We start from the raw sequence: 20,323 nt of genomic DNA, 5'->3' as shown, positions 1-20,323 counted from the left end.
TTCATCCATCCGAGGACGCGAGCGCGGCGGCCACCGGCTCGTTGGAAATCGAAACGATGCCGTCGTCCACGCGCACCGCGTACACCGGCAGCACCGCCGATTCGTCGTCCAGGCAACGCCCGTCGACCAGAGAGAAGGCCTGCTTCAGCAGCGGCGAGGCCACGACGGGCACCCCGCCGCGATCGCCGACGATCCCGCGCGACATGACCGCCGCCCGGCCGATCGGATCGATATTGCCGACGGCATACAGCATGCCGCTATCCAGCAGGAACAGGGCGGCCTGCTGGCCGCCTTTCAGCAACACCGCAACGCCGCGGCCGGGAATCAGGTAGTCGAGACGGCAAGCCTGCGTCCACCCGGTGGTGGTAGCTGTGACAATGCCGGGGGTATCGATCACGGTCATCGGTGTCATCCTCCAAACGCCTTACTCATTGGTACCGGCGTTCTGTTTCCAAGCGGTTAAGCGGTCATTTCCCCTGCGTGGCGACCGGAACTTTGGGCAGTCCCAGCAGGACGGGAACCTTCCGCTCGCCCGAATCGTCGAACGAAATCGTCGGATCGGCTTCCTCGGGAGCGTTGACGAACGACACGAAGCGAGAAAGCTTCTCCTCGTCGTCCAGCACCGCGGCCCACTCGTCGCGGTAGCCGGCGACGTGCTGGGCCATCGCCGCCTCCAGATCCTCGGCGATGCCGAGGCTGTCCTCGCAGATCACCTGCTTGAGGTAATCCATGCCGCCCTCCAGCGCTTCCTGCCAAGGAGCGGTGCGCTGCAAACGATCAGCGGTGCGGATGTAGAACATCAGGTACCGGTCGATGTACTTGATCAGCGTCTCGTCGTCGAGTTCACCGGCCAGCAGCACCGCGTGCTTCGGGGTGAGGCCGCCGTTGCCGCCGACGTAGAGGTTCCAGCCGTTCTCGGTGGCGATCACGCCGACGTCCTTGCCGCGCGCCTCGGCGCACTCACGGGCGCAGCCGGAGACCGCCAGCTTCAGCTTGTGCGGCGACCGCAGGCCGCGGTAGCGCTTCTCCAGCAGCACGGCCATGCCGACCGAGTCCTGCTGGCCGTAGCGGCACCAGGTGGAGCCGACGCAGCTCTTCACGGTGCGCAGCGACTTGCCGTAGGCGTGACCGGATTCCATGCCCGCGTCGACCAGTCGCTTCCAGATCAGCGGCAACTGCTCGACGCGCGCGCCGAACAGGTCGATGCGCTGGCCGCCGGTGACCTTCACGTACAGGCCGAATTCCTTGGCCACCTCGCCGATGGTGATCAGCTGCTCGGCGGTGACCTCGCCGCCGGGCATCCGCGGCACCACCGAGTAGGTGCCGTTCTTCTGGAGGTTGGCCAGGAAGTGGTCGTTGGTGTCCTGCAGCGCGGCCTGCTCGCCGTCGAGGATGTGGTCGCTCGAGGTGGAGGCGAGGATGGACGCGACGGTCGGCTTGCAGATGTCGCAGCCCGCGCCCTTGCCGTACTTGGCGATCAGGCCGGAGAAGGTGCGGATGCCGGTGACCTGGACGATCTGGAACAGCTCGGCGCGCGACTGCTCGAAGTGCTCACACAGCGCCTTGGACATCTCCACGCCGGACTGCTCGAGCAGCTTCTTGAGCATGGGAACGCAACCACCGCAGGAGGTTCCGGCGGTGGTGCAGCTCTTGATCGCCGGGACGTCGCAGGCGCCGTCGGCGATCGCCCCGCAGATCGCGCCCTTCGACACGTTGTTGCACGAGCAGATCTGCGCGTCGTCGGGCAGCGCGTCGGCGCCCAGCTCGGCGCCCGCGGGCGAGATCAGCGCGGCCGGTTCGGCGGGCAGCGGGCGGCCGACCAGCGGGCGCAGCGCGGAGTAGGCGGTGGCGTCGCCGACCAGGATGCCGCCGAGCAGGGTCTTCGCGTCGTCGGAGACGACCAGCTTGGCGTAGGTGCCCTTGGCCGCGTCGTGCAGCACGACCGACAGCGCGCCCTCGGTGACGCCGTGCGCGTCACCGAAGCTGGCCACGTCCACACCCAGCAGCTTGAGCTTGGTCGACATGTCCGCGCCCGGGAACTCGCCCGAGCCGCCCAGGAGGCGGTCGGCCACGATCTCGGCGGTGCTGTAGCCCGGCGCGACCAGGCCGTAGCACACGCCCTCGACGGCGGCGCATTCGCCGATGGCCCAGATGTTCGGGTCGGAGGTCTGCAAGCCGAGATCGGTGACGATGCCGCCGCGGGGACCGACCTCGATTCCCGCGTCGCGGGCGATCTGGTCGCGCGGGCGGACACCGGCGGAGAACACCACGAGCCCGGCTTCGATCACCGTCTCGTCGGACAGGGTGACCTTCACTCCCTGGTCGGCCGCCTCGATCGAGGAGGTGCCCACGCCGGTGTGCACGTGCAGGCCGAGGTCGGTGACCAGGCGCTCCAGGATGGCGCCGCCGCCCTCGTCGACCTGGGCGGGCATCAGCCGGGTGTTGTACTCGACCACGTGCGGGGTGAGCCCGAGCAGGCGCAGCGCGTTCGCGGCCTCCAGGCCGAGCAGGCCGCCGCCGACCACCACGCCCACCGCGCCGGGACCGGCGGCTTCGGCGGCCGCGCGGATGCCGTCGAGGTCGTCGAGGGTGCGGTAGACGAAGCAGGCGGGGTCGTCGTGGCCGGGCACCGGCGGCACGAACGGGTAGGAACCGGTGGCCAGCACGAGCGCGTCGTAGGCGAGGATGTCGCCCGACGAGGTGGTCACCTTGCGCGCCGCCCGGTCGATGGACTCGGCGCTCTGGCCCAGGCGCAGCTCGACCAGCTCGTCACCGGCGTACTCGTTGCCGGGCAGCGCGAGCGCGCTCGCGTCCCAGGCGCCGACGTAGGAGGAGAGGCCGACGCGGTCGTAGGCGGGCAGCTTCTCCTCGCTGAGGATGATCACCTGCCAGCGGCCTTCGGTGTCGCGCGAGCGCAGCGCCTCGACGAACCGGTGCCCGACCATTCCGTGGCCGACGACCACCGCGGTCTTACGAGCGACTGTGGGGTTCATCTGTGTGTCCTCCTGGACTGGATCGGGTGTCAAGCGCGGGCCGACGAGCCGGCGGACGGGGTCTGGGACGGGGACTGGCCTGCTTCGGCTTCGAGGACGAAGGTCTCCGCCTCGGTCACGACATCGGAGTCGGCGGGCAGGCCCCGCAGGCTGGGACGGCGCAGGAACACCGCCCAGACCACCAGGGCGCACAGCACGTAGAAGGCCATGAACACCCAGAACGCGGTGGTGGCCGACTTGGTGGACGCGTAGGAGGAGCGCAGCACCAGGTTGATGCCCACGCCGCCGAGGGCGCCGATGGCGCCGACGAAACCGATCAGCGCGCCGGAGGTGTTCTGCGACCAGGCCGACCGTTCGGCGGGCGTGGCGTCCAGGCTCCTCGACTTGGCCTCGAACACCGACGGGATGATCTTGGTGACCGACCCGTTGCCGACGCCGGAGAGCACGAACAGGGCGATGAAGCCGACCACGAGCGCGGTCATCACGGCCCCGCCTGCCACGCCGTTGTTGCTGTCGGCCATCGTGCTGGCCACGGTGACCACCACGGCCGCCGCCATCATGGCGCCGAAGACGTAGAGGGTGACGCGGCTGCCGCCGATGCGGTCGGCCCACTTGCCGCCGTAGGGCCGGGCCAGCGAACCGAGCAGCGGACCGATGAAGGCGATCTGCGCGGCGTGCAGCGTGGCCTGCGCGACACTGTCACCGCCCGCCCGGAAGCTGATCTGCAGGATCTGGCCGAAGGCGAAGCTGTAGCCGATGAACGAGCCGAAGGTGCCGATGTAGAGGAACGCGATCGCCCAGGACTGCGGCACCTTCAGGGCCGTGAGCATGTAGGACAGATCGGCCTTCTGGTTGGGCAGGTTGTCCATGAACAGCGCCGCGCCCAGTCCGGCGATCGCGATGAGGACCAGGTAGACCGCGCAGATCAGCGAGGCGTACCCGTTGCCGATGGTCGCGATGACCAGCAGGCCGATCAGCTGGATCACCGGAACGCCGATGTTGCCGCCGCCCGCGTTCAGGCCGAGCGCCCACCCCTTGAGCCGCTGCGGGTAGAAGGCGTTGATGTTGGTCATCGAGGAGGCGAAGTTGCCGCCGCCGAAGCCCGCGAATGCCGCGACCACCAGGAACGTCGTGTACGAGGTGCCGGGCTGGTTGATGAAGTACAGCGTGAGCAGCGTCGGAATCAGCAGCATCGCCGCGCTGAACACCGTCCAGTTGCGCCCGCCGAAGCGCGCGGTCGCCACGGTGTAGGGAATCCGCAGGAACGCGCCCACCAGGGTCGGCATGGCGACCAGGAAGAACTTGCCCGCCGGGTCGATGCCGAACTTGTCGGTCGGCATGAACAGCACCATCACCGACCAGATCGACCACACCGAGAACCCGACGTGCTCGGCGAAGACCGACCAGATCAAGTTGCGCCGGGCGACGTCCTTGCCGCCCGCTTCCCAGGCGGCGACATCCTCCGCATCCCAGTGCTCGATGCGCGGCCTGCGGATCTTCGTCCGTCCCAGCGCTTCCAGACGGTTACGCGTCAGCGTGCTCAACGGGGCCTCCCAATGTCGGTTGGCTCCACGGTAGGAAAGGGGTATTGCCGAAATGCTGCGCGAAATGACCGTCAAATCAACGGTTGCTCACGATTACCGGCGATCGGGGGTGAGTTTCGCGGGAATGTTTCAGGCATGTGACACAACGGTTTCCATGCGTCACAAAAGGACAGAATTCGAATTCCGCGGGCGGTGAGGTGTGACGCGCGCTACGTCGCACAATTCGGATGCGCACATCCTCACCCTGTTCGCACAGTCGCGCAACCGGAGCTGTGAGATTCGGCGCCGACGGCGCCGCGCCTCAATTCCAGGTGTCTTCGAGCAGCCGTGGCTTGCACGCCTGCCAGGCGCCCGCCAGCAGCACCAGCACCGCCAGGCCGAGCAGCGCGAACGGAACCAGCCACCCACCCGTCGCGGTGTGCAGCACGCCGAACAGCAGCGGGCCCACGCAGGCCACGGCGTACCCGACGCCCTGGGTGAAGCCGGACAGCGCGGCCGACCCGGCAGGGGTGCGGGTGCGCAGGTTGATCAGCGTCAGCGCCATCGGGAACGTACTCGGGCCGAGACCGAGCACGACGACCCAGAGGATCGGCGCGGCCATCGGCGCGATGAGCAGCCCGGTGAACGCGATGAAGAACAGCACCGCGCAGCCCACCACCACCGGGAACGGATTGCGGAACCGGGCGACCACGGTCGGTGCGGTGAGTGCGGCCACCAGGCCGACCACGGCGAACAGACCGACCATGGCCCCGCCGTACGCGGCGCTCGCGCCCGCCTCGCTCAGGATCTTCGGTAACCACGTGAACATCGCGTAGGTGGTGAGCGAGGTCATGCCGAACATGCCCGCCATTCCCCAGGCGATGGGCGAGCGCCACACGCGCCCGGTGGGCGGCTGCTCCGGCACGGCCGTCCGGTCCGCGCCGTCGTGTCCGCGCCTGCCGCGCAGCACCGCCAGCCACGGCACCGCCGCGGCGAAGCCCAGCACACCCCACACCCCGAGCGACACGCGCCAGCCGTGCGCGTCCGCGACCGGGACCGCGGTGAAGGCGGGCACGACCGTGCCGAGTTGCACCATCACGATGTACAGCGAGCTGATCACGGCGAGGCGATCCGGGAAGTACCGCTTCACCAGCGGAGGGATCACCACGTTGCCGATGCCCATGCCCGCAAGGGCGAGGGCCGAGAAGACGAGCAGTTCGGCGGTGCCCGACATCAGCACCCGCAGCACCATGCCCGCGCCCGCCATCAGCATGGCCGTCAGCGCGGTGCGCTCCAGTCCGAGCCGGACCGCCAGGACCGGGGTGAGCAGCCCGGACAGCGCGAACATGGCGGTGGGGATCATGCCGAAGACGCCGACAACGGCGGCCCCGTAGCCGATCTCGGCCCCGATCCGCTCGGCCAGCGGGCTGTACGCGGTGACGGCGACCCGCAGCGTGAGCGCCGACATCACGATGGCGGTGAGCACCAGCAGGCGGCCCTCGGTCAGCGCACGTCGACGGCGCTCGACCAGGACGGATTCCTGGCGAGCCTCGGTTTCGGGAAGGGTCGCAGTCACCGAGAAATCATAGGATGACCGGATGATGACCGGCAACGATTTGTGATGGGCGGTACTCTGTCGAGGTGCAACCCGTCCGGCGCACCAGCCTCATCGCCCAGGTGACCGACCAGCTGCGTGCCGAAATTCGTTCCGGCCGTTGGCCGATCGGTTCCCGCATCCCGACCGAGCCGGAGCTCACCGAGCTCACCGGCACCGGCCGCAACACGGTGCGCGAGGCCGTCCAGGCCCTCGTGCACGCCGGCATGCTGGAGCGTCGCCAAGGTTCCGGCACCTACGTCATCGCGGCGTCGGACCTCGGCGGAACCCTGGGCAAGTATTTCGCCGACGCGGAGGAACGCGACGTCCTGGAACTGCGCCTCGCGCTGGACGTCACCGCCGCGGGCCTGGCCGCGCGCCGCCGCGACGACACCGATATCGCGAACCTGCTGCGCCTGCTGGCCGAACGCGACAAGAAGTGGGACGAGGACTCCGCCGCCGCGATCGAGGCGGACGTCCAGCTGCACCGCGCGATCGTCGTCGCGAGCCACAACGCGGTGTACCTCGAGTTCTACGATTCGCTGCTGCCCATCATCGAACAGGTCATCCGCGCACGGACATCGAAGTCCGACGACTCCTATACCGAGGAGCACGCCGCGTTGGTGCACGCGGTGATCGACGGCGATCCCGAACGCGCCGCCTCGGAGACGCGGTGCTTCCTCAACTCGCTCATCGCGGAATATCCGGACGCGCGATAAACGGCGCAGGTAACCGAGTGGTCACCATTCGGGGCCGCGCGATGTGAGTCGGATTTGCCGGGAACGTCATCGAAGGCCACGGGGACGCAACACGCGGCTCCTACCTTTATCTCGACCGTAGCCAGGCACTCGACAGCCGCCGGCGGCACAGCCGCGATGAGGGCCGGTCGAGCCGAATCGAGAGGAAGCCGATGACCGTCGTAGCAGCCACCGGCCAGCAGTCGCACACAACGACTTTCGAATACCAGAAACGTGGACGCTGGCTCGATCACTGGGATCCGGACAACGCGAAGTTCTGGGAATCCGGTGGCGCGAAAACCGCGCGCAAGAATTTGATGTTCTCCGTATTCGCCGAGAATCTCGGCTTCAGCATCTGGGTCATCTGGGGCACCGTCGTGACCAGCATGGGCGCCGCCGGATTCGACTTCCTCGCCGGTCTGGGCAAGGGCAACCCCATCGCGGTGAGCAACGCCCTGCTGCTCACCTCTACCCCCACCCTGGTCGGCGCCGCGCTGCGCATTCCGTACACCTTCGCCATCCCCCGGTTCGGCGGTCGGGCATTCACCGTGTTCAGCGCGGGGATGCTGCTGATTCCGACGCTCGGCCTGGCCTGGTTCGTCAACCAGCCGGGCACGCCGATGTGGGTGTTCCTGCTGCTGGCGGCGCTCGCGGGCGTCGGCGGCGGCAACTTCTCCTCCTCGATGGCCAACATCAACTTCTTCTTCCCCGAGGGCAAGAAGGGTGCGGCGCTGGGCATCAACGCCGCGGGCGGCAACCTGGGCGTCGCCCAGACCCAGCTGGTGCTGCCGCTGCTGATCACCTTCGGCACGCACCTCATGGCCAAGGACCCGGGCGGCTACCGCTTCGGCATCACGCTGTCGGTGCTGGTCTGGGTGCCGTTCATCCTGGCCGCCGCGTTCGGCGCGCTGCGCTACATGGACAGCATCAGCACCGCCAAGTCCGACGGCAAGTCCTACCGGCTCGCGCTCACCAACCGGCACACCTGGGTGATGGCGATCCTCTACATCGGCACCTTCGGCTCGTTCATCGGTTTCTCCTTCGCCTTCCCGACGCTGATCAAGGCCAATTTCCCGGACCTGGCCAAGATCGGCTGGATCACCACGCTCGGTAACCTCGCGTTCCTCGGCGCCCTGGTCGGGTCGTTCAGCAGGCCGTTCGGCGGTTGGGTGTCCGACAAGGTCGGCGGCGCGAAGATCACCTTCTACGTCTTCGGCGGCATGGCGATCGCGGTCGCGCTGATCATGGCCGGGCTGGAACTGAAGAGCTTCCCGCTCTACTTGATCGCGTTCCTGCTGTTGTTCGTGCTCACCGGCATCGGCAACGGCTCGACCTACCGGATGATCCCGACCATCTTCAGCGCCGAGTCCAAGAAGTACGCCTCCGAGCACGGCCTCGACGCGGCCGAGGCCGCCGCTTCGGCGAAACGCCAGGCGGGCGCGGCGATCGGTGTCATCGGCGCGGTCGGCGCTTCCGGCGGCTGGCTGTTGCAGCAGGCCCTGCGGCTGTCCAACACCCACCTGCACAGCATGGCTCCCGCGTTCTGGGCCTACGCCGGGGCCTTCCTGGTGATGGCCGCCGTCACCTGGTGGTTCTACCTGCGGTCCTCGTTCGCCATCCAGCGCGTTCCCTCGCTGGCCTACGCGAACGTCTGACCGCCCCAGCCGGTCCCGCGGCCCGGACACCGCGGGACTCGGGCGTCACCACCGCCGTCCCCCTCCGGCGGAGCCGCCCAACCGAACGTCCGCTCATCGCCCGGGTCGACCCCGGGTCCGCAACGGGTTCCGGTCTGCACCGGGACGATGGGCGGACGTTCGGTTTCGCCGTTCCGAGAGAACGTGCCGATCGGCGCTGTGCTCGCTCCAGCCCGCAGCGCTGATGCGCGCCGGTATCGCGAGGTGCGCCGGGGCGCGCGGTCAGCTCTTGTTCAGCTCTTCGGCAAGCATCACGATGATGCCGCTGGGGCCGCGGACATAGGTGAGCTTGTAGACATCCCTGTAGGTCGCCACGCCGCGCAGCGGGTGGCAGCCGTGCCTCGCCGCGATCTCGAGGGCCTCGTCGATGTCATCCACCGAGAACGCGACGCGGTGCATCCCGATCTCGTTGGGCCGGGTCGGGCTCGTCTCGATTGCGGTGGGGTGGATGTACTCGAAGAGCTCGAGCCGACCGTTGCCGTCCGGTGTCTGGAGCATAGCGATCTTGGCGTGATTGCCGTCGAGGCCGACGGCGGTGTCGGTCCATTCGCCGCTGACCGTGTCCCGGCCGATGACGGTCAGACCGAGGTCGGTGAAAAAGGCGATCGTCGCTTCGAGGTCGCGAACCGCGATGGCGACGTTCTCCAACTTGATGGGCATGACTTCTACTCCTTATTCGCGCTGTGGAACGGCGCTGTCGCGCCGATCTCGACAGGTAGGCTCGTGCGCTCCAGAGGTCTCATTGTCGTTGGGCGTGGGCCTGGCGGTGCGTGCCCATGCGGACGGGTTCGGCCGTCTACTCCTTGGACGGAGCCGCCGTGGCGTTCTCGACATGTCGGCCGCACGGTTTCTGCTGAGTCGGGGGCGGTGGCGTGTGTCGCGCGTGTCGTGACCTGCCGGAGACAGGGCTGCGGCGGCACACTTCGCCTCAGGCCCATGGCGCAGGTCCGTGGCGCAGGGGCAGACCCTGAACCGGGCCTGCGGTGACGCGCGGCGGGTAGGGGCGAACGTGGTGGCGGCACTGCCGACGGCGGCGAAACGCGTCGCCGCTCGCGAGGTCAGTACGGTAAGTGCACCCCGTCGCGCACGTCCTTGACGGTTCTGGCAATCATCTGTTGCAGGGTGGCGGCGATGCGTTCGGAAGTGGTGGGTTTGATCGTCACCAGGTCGTCGCCGAAAGTGACGTACCGGCCGTCCTTCTCGACATCGTTGAGCTGGAAATCCTTGCGCCCGTCGACGTGCCGATTGTCCACGCTTCCCATCGCGTAGACGCCGACATGACCGATCAAGGTCATCGCCCGGGTGAAGAACCGCTCGAACTCCTCCCGCGGCGTAGGCCGCCACGTGTCGCGCACCGGCGGACGCGGCCGCGCCAGTTCCTCCGCGGATGCCTGCAACTGCTTACCCTGCCCCGGCCCGCAGGCGGGGAACACGTCGACAACGGCCCGCGCCACCGCACCGGCGGACAGCAACGTCAACACCACATCGCCGCCGTGCTCGACGTCCGGCCCCGGTTCCTGCACCGCGATCGCGCCGTGCTCGTAGTGCACTCCCGCATGCGCCCGCAGCTTGCGGTCCTTGCGCTTGCCTGCGAATCCGGCCACTTCCACCCGGGCCTCCGGAGCCAGCAGCACTTCGACCGCGCGCAGCAGGTCGTCATCGATGCGCGGGCGCAGCGACTGCGCCGCCGCCTGCCGCAACCGCAAGCTCTCCGACCGGAATTCCGTCGTGTACTGGTGCTGCAAGGGATACGGCAGCACGTCCCGGCCGGTGGACTCCCACAGCGTCCGGAATTCGAGCGCGGTGAACCGCCAGCTCTGCACCTCGGGCATCGATGACGTCCTTATCGTGGGTTGTCACCGATAACCGGCGGCACCGTCCTGGGCAGCCCGTCGAGCCCTATGAGCTCATTGCCGTGTTCCTGAGTGATCAGGTAGTCCGGAATGCCCTTGGTGGATTCCTCGTCGGACTTGCCGCCGCGCGCACCGGGAGCCATGCCACCCATGCCGCCCGTACCGGCGCGACCAGGCGAGGCATTGGTACGCGCCGCCGCCGCAACCGCGTTGGGGTTGGTCGGTGCGCCTTTGGACGGAACCGAGACACCCGGCGCACCCGGGTTGATCGGACTTCCGGGACTGCCCGGACTCCCCGGCGTGCTCGTGTGCGGGGTGCCAGGACTGTTCGGCGATGTGCTCGGCGTAGGCGTCGTCGAAGCAGGTGCGGTCGCCGGTGTGGTGGAAGCGGGGGTGGTCGAATCGTCCGTAGTGGACGCCGGGTCGGTACTGGTCGACTCCGGCGTTTCGGAGGTGGTGTCCGAGGGCTCGGTGCTCGACGAAGTCGACGGATCGTCGGTGAAGTTCGTATCGGCAGGATTCGAACTGGGCGACGATGTCCCCGAGGGGTTCCCGCTGCCATTGTGCGTACCCCGGGAGTTGCTACCGTCGCCGGTGCCGTTCGGATTCGCAGTCGACGCGGGACGGGGAATCACGGGCACGTTCGTATCGGACTCCATGACGACCGGCGCGTAAACGGTTCGAAGCACCCGCAACGCCTCGGTTTTCGCGTTGTACTCGGCGACGTCGTCATTGCGCCAATCTCGCCCGACCACGAATCCACGGAGATTGTCCCATCCGCTGCGATGTTCCGGCGCGTGCGGGACCAATTGCTTTGTCGGCTCCAGCCCGGTCTGCAGTTCGGCCAGCTTGTTGCCGGTCAGCCGGGCCGCGTTCGAGACCTGCGCACCCTGGGCGGCGTAGTCACCGACCGCGCTCGCCGCCGCATTGCGCGCCTCCCCACGCCACACACTGTCGTCGGTGGCCCGTTCCATCGCCGTCGTGAAGGTCTTCAACGAGGCCTCGTGCCGGTCGGCGATGGCGTTCCAAGCGGTTACCAGATCACTGACCGCCTTCAAATCGATCTGATCGACCTTCTGACGAAGCGTGGCGACGTCGTGCCGCTCGAACTCGTCCGCGTCCAGAACTTCCCTCGGCCGGAATTCGCCCTGGAACCCGACATCGGCGGCCTTGCTGCGGACGCCATCGCGCTGCTGGTTGTACCTGCCTTGCACCTCGGCCGCGTCGACCTTGGGCTGTGACTCCTCACCCGCAATCCAATCGGTGACGCTGCGCCACATAGCCGAGCCCAGCCCTTGATCGAGCTGAAATTGCGGCATACCACTGTACGGATTACCCATCAGCGCACCTGCTCAGTTGTACTCGCGATCTGCGCCGCGTTCTCGATGTCCTGCCCGGTGATGCGCTTGAACGAGATCGCCATGACTTCGCGCATGTTCTGCACGGTCTCGATGTGTTCGAGGATGATCTGGTCGATCGAGTTGGTATCACCGGTGGCCTGCTTCAGAAACTTGCCGACGAGCTTGTCCGCCATGTTGAAATCACCGAAGCCGGAAACGCTCTGGGCTCCAGCGGTAAACCTACGTAACCCTTCCAGGTCCGCGAGACGCTGGTCACATGCCTTCGCGCACTGATACGCGGTATTCTCATCGTCGACGTACAGCTCCCCCGCCCGAGCTCGTCCTGCCAACCCACTCCACAGTTCCGCATTGTCTTCGCTCATATGACCCCTCCCTGATCAATGTGGTAGCGCAGGAACAATCGACACGCCGACCCGTTGCAGGATCGCGCATGGGTCCTCGAGATTGTCCCGACCCGCCCGGTTCAGGACTTTCAACTGCACAACCCCCTGAGCCGCAGGGAACAGCACATCGCAATCGAAATACTTTGAAGCACCCTCGACCCTGAACTGCCGACCTGGGCGACCGCCCACGGTGACATCCTGGAAATCGACATTCCCGGGCTTACGCTCGAACTCCGCGACCGTACGACCGGTGGAGAACACTGTAATGAAGTATCTGGGGCCATCCCAGTTACAGATTTCCCATCCGGACTGGTGCACACCGGCAATACCGGGCTCCTCGGTCGCAGGATCGACCCCGGCCGCCCGCAACGCCTCATCAGGAATCCCCGTGCACGGGTTGAACAGAGCTTGGGCCGCAGTCGTACTGGAACCCGCCGTCGGCGATCCGCTCGTGGTGTCCTCACAGCCGACAACCCCGGTCGCCAGCGCACCGATAAGCAGTGCCAACGTGATTCGACGCCTCATCCCCACCCTCTCGACCCGCGACGACTCAGGTTCGGCAACATTAGCAGACAACCACATGGGGTTCCCCCTGCCCGCGCTGGTCCTGCGGTATCCGGAGCGCGCTGGGTTCGACGCGGCCGCTGGCGCGGTCGCCGTGCGCTGCCGGAAGGACTCTCCGTGTTCGGGGGCAACGGGTTTGGTCCCGGATCTAGGGTGGCAGTTTAGTAACGAGTCGGGCGAAAGCTAGGACATACGACCGAGTACGACTGATCTTCGAAGGAGCTGAATCGATGAAGTTTGGCAAGATCGTAGTGGGGTTCGCGCTGGCAGCTGCCGCGATCTCTGTCGCTCCCGCCGTTGCCTCCGCTGATGATCCGGAGTTTCCGCGCAATGGCGTCATCCCGCCCGGGACCTATCACATCGGGCGGGGTCCCTCGAATGTGGTCGGGTCACCCCTCGAGAACTGTGATCTGGAAGTCCCTGTGGATGGCAAGACGGTGGCGCTAATCTGCGGCGGCTCGAGCCGGGGCGGGCATCAGACGCCGGTCGGCCCGGACGAGACCTATGTTTCGTTCGACTTTGCGCCTTTCGGACTCGACCTGCATGACATCGACCCACGGCAGGGACTGTGGAGTGGGACGGTGAACATTGCCGGGACTCCGATCATCGCCCCCTACCCGCTCGCGGCAGTTTGGCTCAGCCGCCGCTGAGTCGGACGTGCCGGTGACGCGCGATCCCGCGTGACTACATCGGTCCCGAGAGGACTGCGGCCTGGCCTCGGCTGCGGAGACGAAATCCGGGCCGCCAGTCGACTACCGCAGCCTCACAGCTCGAACGCTCCGCCCGCGACGCACGCGGTGAAGGCGTCCCATTGGCCCGGCGTGAAGATCAGCGCCGGGCCAGTCGGGTTCTTCGAATCGCGAACGCCGACCCGACGGGTGTCGATCCACGCGATTTCCACGCATGCTTCACCACCATCGCTGTAGCTCGACTTGAACCATTGCGCATTGGATAGCTCAATAGTCACTGATCGTATCTCCTTGCCGTAGCCCTCAGCAGGTCTCTCGAAGGCTGCTCGTCCAGAGCAGCGCCACGAAGGGCGTCATGAATAGTTTGAAATCTCGCCACCTCGTCGTGCTGCTCTAATATCATTGTCCCTACAGCTCCTTCGGTGTAGACAACCGACGGCTCGCGCAGGAAATCCAAGATTATGTAGGGCGGGATCGCCGCTCCCGCGGGCAAGCCTGCGGCGAATGGCACGATCCGGATTGAAATATTCTCTCGCAGACTCATATCGGCAATATGTCGATGCTGTCCCGCCATGGTCCGCCTACACCCGACCACGGTATGCAACACTGCCTCGTGCAGCAAGAACTCTGCTTGCATCGGCGCGTGGCGTCGTGTCAGGATTCCAGCTCGTCTCATTCGCAGAGCTACACGCCTCTCCACTTCTTCCAAGGTGACTCTCGGTGGATGCGACTCCACATTCCGCGCATAATCGGCGGTCTGCAACAGTCCAGGTACGGTGAGCGATTGGAAGAAGTGCAGTTCGGACGCCGCCACCTCCAGATGTAGATAGGTATTGAACCCTCGTCTGATCAGACTCCGGTAGTCCTGCCACCAAATTTTCGTATCAGCCTGTAGGACGAGCGATTTCAGATACTCGATCCGCTCCTCCGGTAGCCCGTAGTACTGGCAGATGAACTCCACATCCCTAACCTTGATCTTCTCGTTCTGCCCTAGCTCCAGCCGCCCGAGCGACGATCGGCTGATCTCCAAGACCTCGGCTACCTGTTCGAGGGTGTAGCCGTTGGCCTGACGCGCGTCGCGCAGTGCGCGGCCCAACTGGCGACGCGGGAGCGTCGTCCGGCTGATGTCCGACTTGCTACCGACCATTTCCGCTGTGTCCTCCCCTGCTATCCCACGGTCTTCCTTGATTTTTCCCACGCCGAGAATCGACGTGCGCCCAACTCGGGAAGCGTTCAGTGCGTATGCACCGGTTGCTGGGCACCGGCCGTTTCGAGCCTCCCCTCGCGCGCACGCCCCGCAGCATATGCACATGGCCGAACCACACGGAACAGAACTCGAATTCGTGACGAATTCCCGTACAGCGGCACTCGATACACGCAATCACGAGCCCGCAAGCCACGGCACGGGGTCGCACCTTCACGAAAGCCGGGCGGCGAACGCTCTGCTCGTTCCGCCCGGAATCTGCCACCAGGCGGACGTGCGGCTGGCTCACGAGCAGATGCGGGCCCACCTGGGCTGCCGAATGGAGCGGTGTGCGTGGAAGGCGGCGGCTTATCGCACACTGGTGTTCACGGGACGACTGACACCGCAGGCGGTCAGTCATCGCGAACGCGCCACCGAACGGGGCATGGACTTCCCGTCACATGACGGAACCCGCAGCGCCGATCACACACTCGACGTGCACACGATTCAGGCGGTGCTGGAGCGGTTGTCGGCGTTGGCGACGCCGCCGGAAATCCAGCGGGGGTGACCCGGATGCATCGGACCACGGTGGGAGCCATGCAGGCAGGCTGGCGGGTAGTGGGAAGCCGCATCGAAGTCGTATTCCTGCGCGACGAAGCCGACCCGCTACCTGCCTACCGGCTGCGCAACAACGGCGATACGGTGCCGATTCCATTGGGCCAGAACGGCTTCATCGCCTTCGACGAGCGCGCGTTGCCTGATCTGGCGCAGGTGCGCGAATGGTTCCCGCGCAACTTCCGCCTCTGGGACGCCGTACGCGCCCAGTTCTGGGAGGTCGTGCTGGCCACCGGTGGGGCTCGCACCACGGATCTCTCCCTACCGCCCCGGCCGGGCGAATGCGCCTGACCGAGTCCACGACCCCGTACGAGTAGCCGAGAGCGAAATGTCCAAGCGACGAAATCGACCGCGACCCGCGGCCCGCAAGCCGACGAATTCCACCATCCGATATCCACCGAGGACCACGATCGACTCGATACTCACGACAATGATGGCCGAACGCCGCGCAGACTCCGCCGGCCCCGACACCGTGCACTTCTGGGGGTTCGCCCACACCGGGAACTCCACCGCACAAGACGCGGCCCACACCGCGATAGTGCTCGATCCCGACGCCGAACGCTCCCCCATCCTGGATTCGGCCGAGTGGCTGATCCGGCGATTCGGCCGCCGCGTGTGGGGCTTCGGCCTGGCCTACCTGACGGTGGGCGAGATATTCCCCGGAGCCGATGGCGTCCCGCCCGACGCGATACAGGCCGCGAAGGTGGGGCGGCTGTGTGAACGCGCCACCGCCGACGCCATGTGCGCGGCAACGATTTTCGATGCCCGAGCACGCGCCTACACGGCGCTGACCTACACGCACTTGCCCGAACTCGGACCGACGCCAACCTGGGTGAGCGACACCAGGAAGTCCACCGACAGCTGGGTCGCACTCTTCGACCAGCGCGCCGTCGCGGCACACGTCTGGGCGGCGGCCATAGCGCTGGATCCGCAGGCGAACCACGCCGCCATAACGCACCTACGGTCACACTGATACACCGGGACTTCCAGGCTGAAAGCGGATCGGTAATTGTGTTGGCGCCGCCCGGACGCGTTGTTTATGGTGTGGGCGTGAATTCCCCGGAGGCGTCCAGACGGTAGCCGCCCAGCGTATGCGCTGGGCGGCGTTGTGAATGCAGAAACTGCTGTTCGTAGCGCGATCAGCAGGTTTTTCGCGACGCCGGACGATGTTTGCCTCTCCGCGACCGGGCGATGATTCGCCCGCTTTCGCGACCATCTCGGGTGCCGCGTCCTCTGCGTGGCGCCCTTATCCGGGGAGTTGTCCTTCTATGCCCATTGTGGTGTTCGTGCTGGCTGTCGCGGTGTTCGCGCAGGGCGCGTCCGAATTCATGGTGTCGGGGTTGCTGGAGCGGATCGCCGACGATCTCGGGGTCTCACTCGGCACGGCCGGTCTGCTGACCTCGCTGTTCGCGGCGGGCATGGTGCTCGGCGCACCGGCGATGGCCGTGACGGCGGGCCGGTTGCCGGTCCGGCATTCGGTAGCGGCGTTCTTGGCGGTGTTCTGCGCGACTCACGTGGTCGGGGCGGTGACCAGCGAGTTCGCGGTCCTGCTGACGACCCGAGTCGTCGCGGCGGTCGCCAACGCGGGGTTCCTGGCCATCGTGCTGGCCGCTCTGCCGCGCTTGGTCGACCCAGTCGTGGTGGGCCGCGCGACCTCGGCGGTGGTTTCCGGGGTGACCGTGGCCTGCATCGCCGGTGTACCGGCCGGAACCCTGCTGGGACAAGCGTGGGGGTGGCGTGCCGCGTTCTGGGCCGTCGCCGTCATCAGCGGCGCTGTGGTGATCCCGGTGTGGGCGATGGTGCCTCGCACTGTGCGCGCCGGTGATCGGCGGACGCCCCAGGGACCCTCGTCCGTGCAGGAGTGGAAGGTGCTCGGCACCCGTCCGGTTCTCGTCGCGGTCCTGCTCGCGATACTCGTGAACGCCGCGACATTCGCGGGGTTCACGTTCCTCGGTTCGATCACCGCCGGGCTCGCCGAGCCGGGCAGCCGCTGGGTTCCGATCGTTCTGGCTCTGTTCGGCATCGGATCGTTCGTCGGCGTGACGTTCACCGGCCGCTACTGCGACCGTCATCGAGAGCGAATCATCACGCTCGGTACGAGCGGGCTCGTCGGAGTGTGGCTGCTGGCCGCTTGTACCGCGCACACCCTGCCCGGGGTGGCGATCATGGCGACGGTGTCCGGGGCGATCGCGTTCGGGGTGGGATCGACGCTGATCGCGACGATCGTGCAGACCGCCGCGCCCACCGCGCCACGGATCGCGGGCGCGCTGGCCACCACCGCGTTCAATATCGGCGCTGTTCTCGGCCCCGCCACCGCCGCCGTGGTCGTCGACCACACCGGTCAGCCCGCGAAGGCCTTGTGGTGCGGCATCTCCTTCACGATCGCCGCGACGGCTGTCGTCCTGACCTCGCGAAGGCCGGTCGCACCCCCAGTGGCGACCACCGCGGCCCCGACAGGAGACCCGATCGAGTGAAGCTGGCGAATTACCGCTAATAGACTTGACGAACCGCAGATCGAGATGTCACTATAAATCTGGGAAGACACGAGAAATCATGTGTCTATTTTTTGATGTCCTCGACATCGGCCAAGTTTGGGTGTAATTTAAGGCTTCGCGCCGGGTCGCGTGCTGTCCGTCCAACTCTCGAAATACGAAATGACTGTGGAAAGTGGCACTGTCGGCGTGCCACCTTCTACCCGTTGTTGTCGAGGCATGTTCGGACACAGTCCAGCACGGTGCGCACAGGAGAACTACCGCCCACAGGACAAGCAGATACCGCGACGACCACGCGAACGCGTGGGCGGCGCGAGGTGCTGGAAGGACTCATCTTGACAATCTCGAGTCAGGCCGACGTCGATGCAGGAATGCCCGTCGAGACCGGGGTCTCCGGGGTGCCGAAGCGGGTCTCGTTCGCCAAAATCCGTGAGCCCCTCGATGTTCCGGGGTTGCTGGATATCCAGCTCGATTCTTTCGATTGGTTGATCGGTGCGCCCGCCCGCCACGAACGGGCGGCGGCGGGCGGCGACGCACGGGCGGGCGGATTGGCGGAGGTGCTCGAGGAGCTCTCCCCGATCGAGGATTTCGCCGGAACGATGTCGCTGACCCTGTCCGATCCCCGCTTCGAAGAGGTCAAGGCCTCGATCGATGAGTGCAAAGACAAGGACATGACGTATGCGGCTCCGCTGTTCGTGACGGCGGAGTTCATCAACAACAACACCGGTGAGATCAAGAGCCAGACGGTCTTCATGGGTGATTTCCCGATGATGACCGACAAGGGCACGTTCATCATCAACGGCACCGAGCGTGTCGTGGTGTCGCAGCTGGTGCGTTCGCCGGGTGTGTACTTCGACCACAGTGTCGACAAGGGCACGGAGAAGGACCTGCACAGTGTGCGGGTGATTCCGTCGCGCGGTGCGTGGCTGGAGTTCGACGTGGACAAGCGCGACACCGTGGGTGTGCGCATCGACCGCAAGCGCCGCCAACCCGTGACGGTCCTGCTCAAAGCGCTCGGCTGGACGGATGAGCGGATCCGCGAGCGGTTCGGTTTCTCCGAGATCATGATGACGTCGCTGGAGAAGGACAACACACCGGGCACCGATGAGGCGCTGCTGGACATCCATCGCAAGCTGCGTCCGGGTGAGCCGCCGACCAAGGAGTCCGCGCAGACCCTGCTGGAGAATCTGTTCTTCAAGGAGAAGCGCTACGACTTGGCGCGCGTCGGTCGCTACAAGATCGACAAGAAGCTCGGCATCCACTCCGGCGAAGTCATCGGCTCACCGGTGCTCGCCGAGGAAGACATCGTCACGATCATCGAATACCTGCTGCGCCTGCACGCGGGTGACAAGACCATGACCGCCCCCGGTGGCATCGAGGTTCGGGTCGAGGTCGATGACATCGATCATTTCGGCAATCGTCGCCTGCGTACCGTCGGTGAGCTGATCCAGAACCAGATGCGAATCGGTCTCTCCCGCATGGAGCGTGTGGTTCGCGAGCGGATGACCACCCAGGACGTCGAGGCGATCACGCCGCAGACGCTGATGAACATCCGCCCGGTCGTCGCCGCGATCAGGGAATTCTTCGGAACCTCGCAGATGTCGGTATTCCTCGACGAGCGCAACCCGCTGGCCAGTCTGACCCAGAAACGCCGCCTCTCGGCGCTGGGCCCGGGTGGCCTGACCCGGGAGCGCGCCGGCCTGGAAGTCCGCGATGTGCACTACAGCCATTACGGGCGGATGTGCCCGATCGAGACACCCGAAGGCCCGAACATCGGACTGATCGGTTATCTGTCGGTGTACGCGCGGGTGAACCCGTTCGGCTTCATCGAGACCCCGTACCGGAAAGTGGTCGACGGCCGGGTGACCGACGAGGTCGACTACTTGACCGCCGACCAGGAAGACCTGCATGTCGTGGCGCAGGCGAACGAGCCACTCGATGCCGAGGGGCGTTTCGTCGAGCCGCGAATCGCGGTGCGGCGCAGGAATTCCGAGGTCGAGCTCGTCGATTCCGCGCAAGTCGACTACATGGACGTGTCGCCGCGTCAGATGGTGTCGGTCGCGACGGCGATGATCCCGTTCCTCGAGCACGACGACGCCAACCGCGCCCTGATGGGCGCGAACATGCAGAAGCAAGCGGTTCCGCTGATTCGCTCCGAGGCCCCGCTGGTCGGCACCGGCATGGAGTCGCGTGCCGCGATCGATGCCGGTGACGTGGTGGTGAACGGGAAAGCCGGTGTGGTCGAGGAAGTCTCCGCCGATTATGTGACGGTGATGGCTGATGATGGGACGCGTAAGTCCTATCGGATGCGGAAGTTCAACCGGTCGAATCAGGGCACGTGCTCGAATCAGCGTCCGATTGTGGATGAGGGTCAGCGGGTGGAGCGTGGTCAGGTTCTGGCCGATGGTCCGTGCACCGAGAACGGTGAGATGGCCCTGGGTAAGAACCTGTTGGTGGCGATCATGCCGTGGGAGGGTCACAACTACGAGGACGCGATCATCCTGTCGCAGCGCCTGGTGGAAGAGGACGTGTTGACCTCGATTCATATCGAGGAGCACGAGATCGATGCGCGTGACACGAAGCTGGGGGCGGAGGAGATCACGCGGGATATCCCGAATGTGTCCGATGAGGTGCTCGCTGAT

The 20,323-nt window shown here is 66.2% G+C and carries 19 protein-coding genes; 8 read left to right on the top strand and 11 right to left on the bottom strand.

Features of this window, described 5'->3' with window-relative positions:
• Window position 1: 1 nt before the first annotated feature.
• The 4 genes from nirD to ACGF7Y_RS00080 all read right to left on the bottom strand — a co-directional run bounded on the left by nirD (window position 2) and on the right by ACGF7Y_RS00080 (window position 6,092).
• Complete coding sequence (gene nirD / locus ACGF7Y_RS00095) at window positions 2-403, bottom strand: nitrite reductase small subunit NirD (RefSeq protein ID WP_393227731.1); 402 nt, start codon at window positions 401-403, stop codon at window positions 2-4.
• A gap of 64 nt (window positions 404-467) precedes the next feature.
• Window positions 468-2,993 (bottom strand): nitrite reductase large subunit NirB, encoded by a 2,526-nt coding sequence (nirB, locus tag ACGF7Y_RS00090; RefSeq protein WP_393227728.1) that lies wholly within the window; start codon window positions 2,991-2,993, stop codon window positions 468-470.
• Between the two features lie 29 nt (window positions 2,994-3,022).
• Complete coding sequence (locus ACGF7Y_RS00085) at window positions 3,023-4,528, bottom strand: nitrate/nitrite transporter (RefSeq protein WP_393230827.1); 1,506 nt, start codon at window positions 4,526-4,528, stop codon at window positions 3,023-3,025.
• A 310-nt stretch (window positions 4,529-4,838) separates the two neighbouring features.
• Window positions 4,839-6,092, bottom strand: a complete 1,254-nt coding sequence (locus tag ACGF7Y_RS00080; protein ID WP_393227726.1) for an MFS transporter — start codon at window positions 6,090-6,092, stop codon at window positions 4,839-4,841.
• A 65-nt stretch (window positions 6,093-6,157) separates the two neighbouring features.
• On the opposite strand from ACGF7Y_RS00080, the gene ACGF7Y_RS00075 reads away from it, so the two are divergent.
• Entirely contained in the window at window positions 6,158-6,829 is a 672-nt protein-coding gene (locus tag ACGF7Y_RS00075; RefSeq protein WP_063052252.1) for a FadR/GntR family transcriptional regulator, read from the top strand.
• A gap of 191 nt (window positions 6,830-7,020) precedes the next feature.
• Window positions 7,021-8,502, top strand: coding sequence for an MFS transporter (locus tag ACGF7Y_RS00070; RefSeq protein ID WP_393227723.1), 1,482 nt, complete (start codon window positions 7,021-7,023; stop codon window positions 8,500-8,502).
• Window positions 8,503-8,763: 261 nt separating this feature from the next.
• On the opposite strand, the gene ACGF7Y_RS00065 is transcribed toward ACGF7Y_RS00070, so the two are convergent.
• From ACGF7Y_RS00065 to ACGF7Y_RS00045, 5 genes are all read right to left on the bottom strand, one after another.
• Window positions 8,764-9,201, bottom strand: coding sequence for a VOC family protein (locus ACGF7Y_RS00065; RefSeq protein ID WP_393227721.1), 438 nt, complete (start codon window positions 9,199-9,201; stop codon window positions 8,764-8,766).
• 398 nt (window positions 9,202-9,599) lie between these two features.
• The gene (locus ACGF7Y_RS00060; protein WP_393227718.1) at window positions 9,600-10,373 is read right to left on the bottom strand and encodes an ESX secretion-associated protein EspG; all 774 of its coding nucleotides are present in this window, start codon (window positions 10,371-10,373) and stop codon (window positions 9,600-9,602) included.
• A gap of 11 nt (window positions 10,374-10,384) precedes the next feature.
• Complete coding sequence (locus ACGF7Y_RS00055; RefSeq protein WP_393227715.1) at window positions 10,385-11,734, bottom strand: hypothetical protein; 1,350 nt, start codon at window positions 11,732-11,734, stop codon at window positions 10,385-10,387.
• On the bottom strand, window positions 11,734-12,117 hold the full coding sequence (locus ACGF7Y_RS00050; protein ID WP_393227712.1) for a hypothetical protein: 384 nt from the start codon (window positions 12,115-12,117) through the stop codon (window positions 11,734-11,736). Before ACGF7Y_RS00050 ends, ACGF7Y_RS00055 begins: the two co-directional genes overlap by 1 nt.
• A gap of 15 nt (window positions 12,118-12,132) precedes the next feature.
• On the bottom strand, window positions 12,133-12,645 hold the full coding sequence (locus tag ACGF7Y_RS00045; protein WP_393227709.1) for a DUF3558 domain-containing protein: 513 nt from the start codon (window positions 12,643-12,645) through the stop codon (window positions 12,133-12,135).
• 287 nt (window positions 12,646-12,932) lie between these two features.
• Between ACGF7Y_RS00045 and ACGF7Y_RS00040 the strand changes: the two genes are divergently transcribed.
• Complete coding sequence (locus ACGF7Y_RS00040; RefSeq protein WP_393227706.1) at window positions 12,933-13,352, top strand: hypothetical protein; 420 nt, start codon at window positions 12,933-12,935, stop codon at window positions 13,350-13,352.
• A 113-nt stretch (window positions 13,353-13,465) separates the two neighbouring features.
• On the opposite strand, the gene ACGF7Y_RS00035 is transcribed toward ACGF7Y_RS00040, so the two are convergent.
• Together ACGF7Y_RS00035 and ACGF7Y_RS00030 are read right to left on the bottom strand one after the other, a co-directional pair.
• Window positions 13,466-13,669 (bottom strand): DUF397 domain-containing protein, encoded by a 204-nt coding sequence (locus ACGF7Y_RS00035; protein WP_393227704.1) that lies wholly within the window; start codon window positions 13,667-13,669, stop codon window positions 13,466-13,468.
• Window positions 13,666-14,589 carry a helix-turn-helix domain-containing protein gene (locus tag ACGF7Y_RS00030; protein WP_393227701.1) on the bottom strand — a complete coding sequence of 308 codons (924 nt, stop codon included), beginning with the start codon at window positions 14,587-14,589 and terminating at the stop codon, window positions 13,666-13,668. The genes ACGF7Y_RS00035 and ACGF7Y_RS00030 overlap by 4 nt, the downstream gene beginning before the upstream one ends.
• A 367-nt stretch (window positions 14,590-14,956) precedes the next feature.
• Between ACGF7Y_RS00030 and ACGF7Y_RS00025 the strand changes: the two genes are divergently transcribed.
• The 5 genes from ACGF7Y_RS00025 to rpoB form a co-directional block, all read left to right on the top strand.
• Window positions 14,957-15,142 (top strand): hypothetical protein, encoded by a 186-nt coding sequence (locus ACGF7Y_RS00025; protein ID WP_393227698.1) that lies wholly within the window; start codon window positions 14,957-14,959, stop codon window positions 15,140-15,142.
• A 5-nt stretch (window positions 15,143-15,147) separates the two neighbouring features.
• The gene (locus ACGF7Y_RS00020; protein ID WP_393227697.1) at window positions 15,148-15,480 is read left to right on the top strand and encodes a hypothetical protein; all 333 of its coding nucleotides are present in this window, start codon (window positions 15,148-15,150) and stop codon (window positions 15,478-15,480) included.
• 139 nt (window positions 15,481-15,619) lie between these two features.
• Window positions 15,620-16,162, top strand: a complete 543-nt coding sequence (locus tag ACGF7Y_RS00015) for a hypothetical protein (RefSeq protein WP_393227694.1) — start codon at window positions 15,620-15,622, stop codon at window positions 16,160-16,162.
• Window positions 16,163-16,457: 295 nt separating this feature from the next.
• Complete coding sequence (locus ACGF7Y_RS00010) at window positions 16,458-17,663, top strand: Cmx/CmrA family chloramphenicol efflux MFS transporter (RefSeq protein WP_393227692.1); 1,206 nt, start codon at window positions 16,458-16,460, stop codon at window positions 17,661-17,663.
• 335 nt (window positions 17,664-17,998) lie between these two features.
• Window positions 17,999-20,323: DNA-directed RNA polymerase subunit beta (gene rpoB / locus ACGF7Y_RS00005; RefSeq protein WP_393230824.1), on the top strand; the 2,325-nt coding region annotated here is incomplete at its 3' end.

The organism is Nocardia sp. NPDC047654 (genome assembly GCF_043205035.1).
GTDB lineage: Bacteria > Actinomycetota > Actinomycetes > Mycobacteriales > Mycobacteriaceae > Nocardia.
This window is presented reverse-complemented; position numbering and strand designations above follow the sequence as displayed.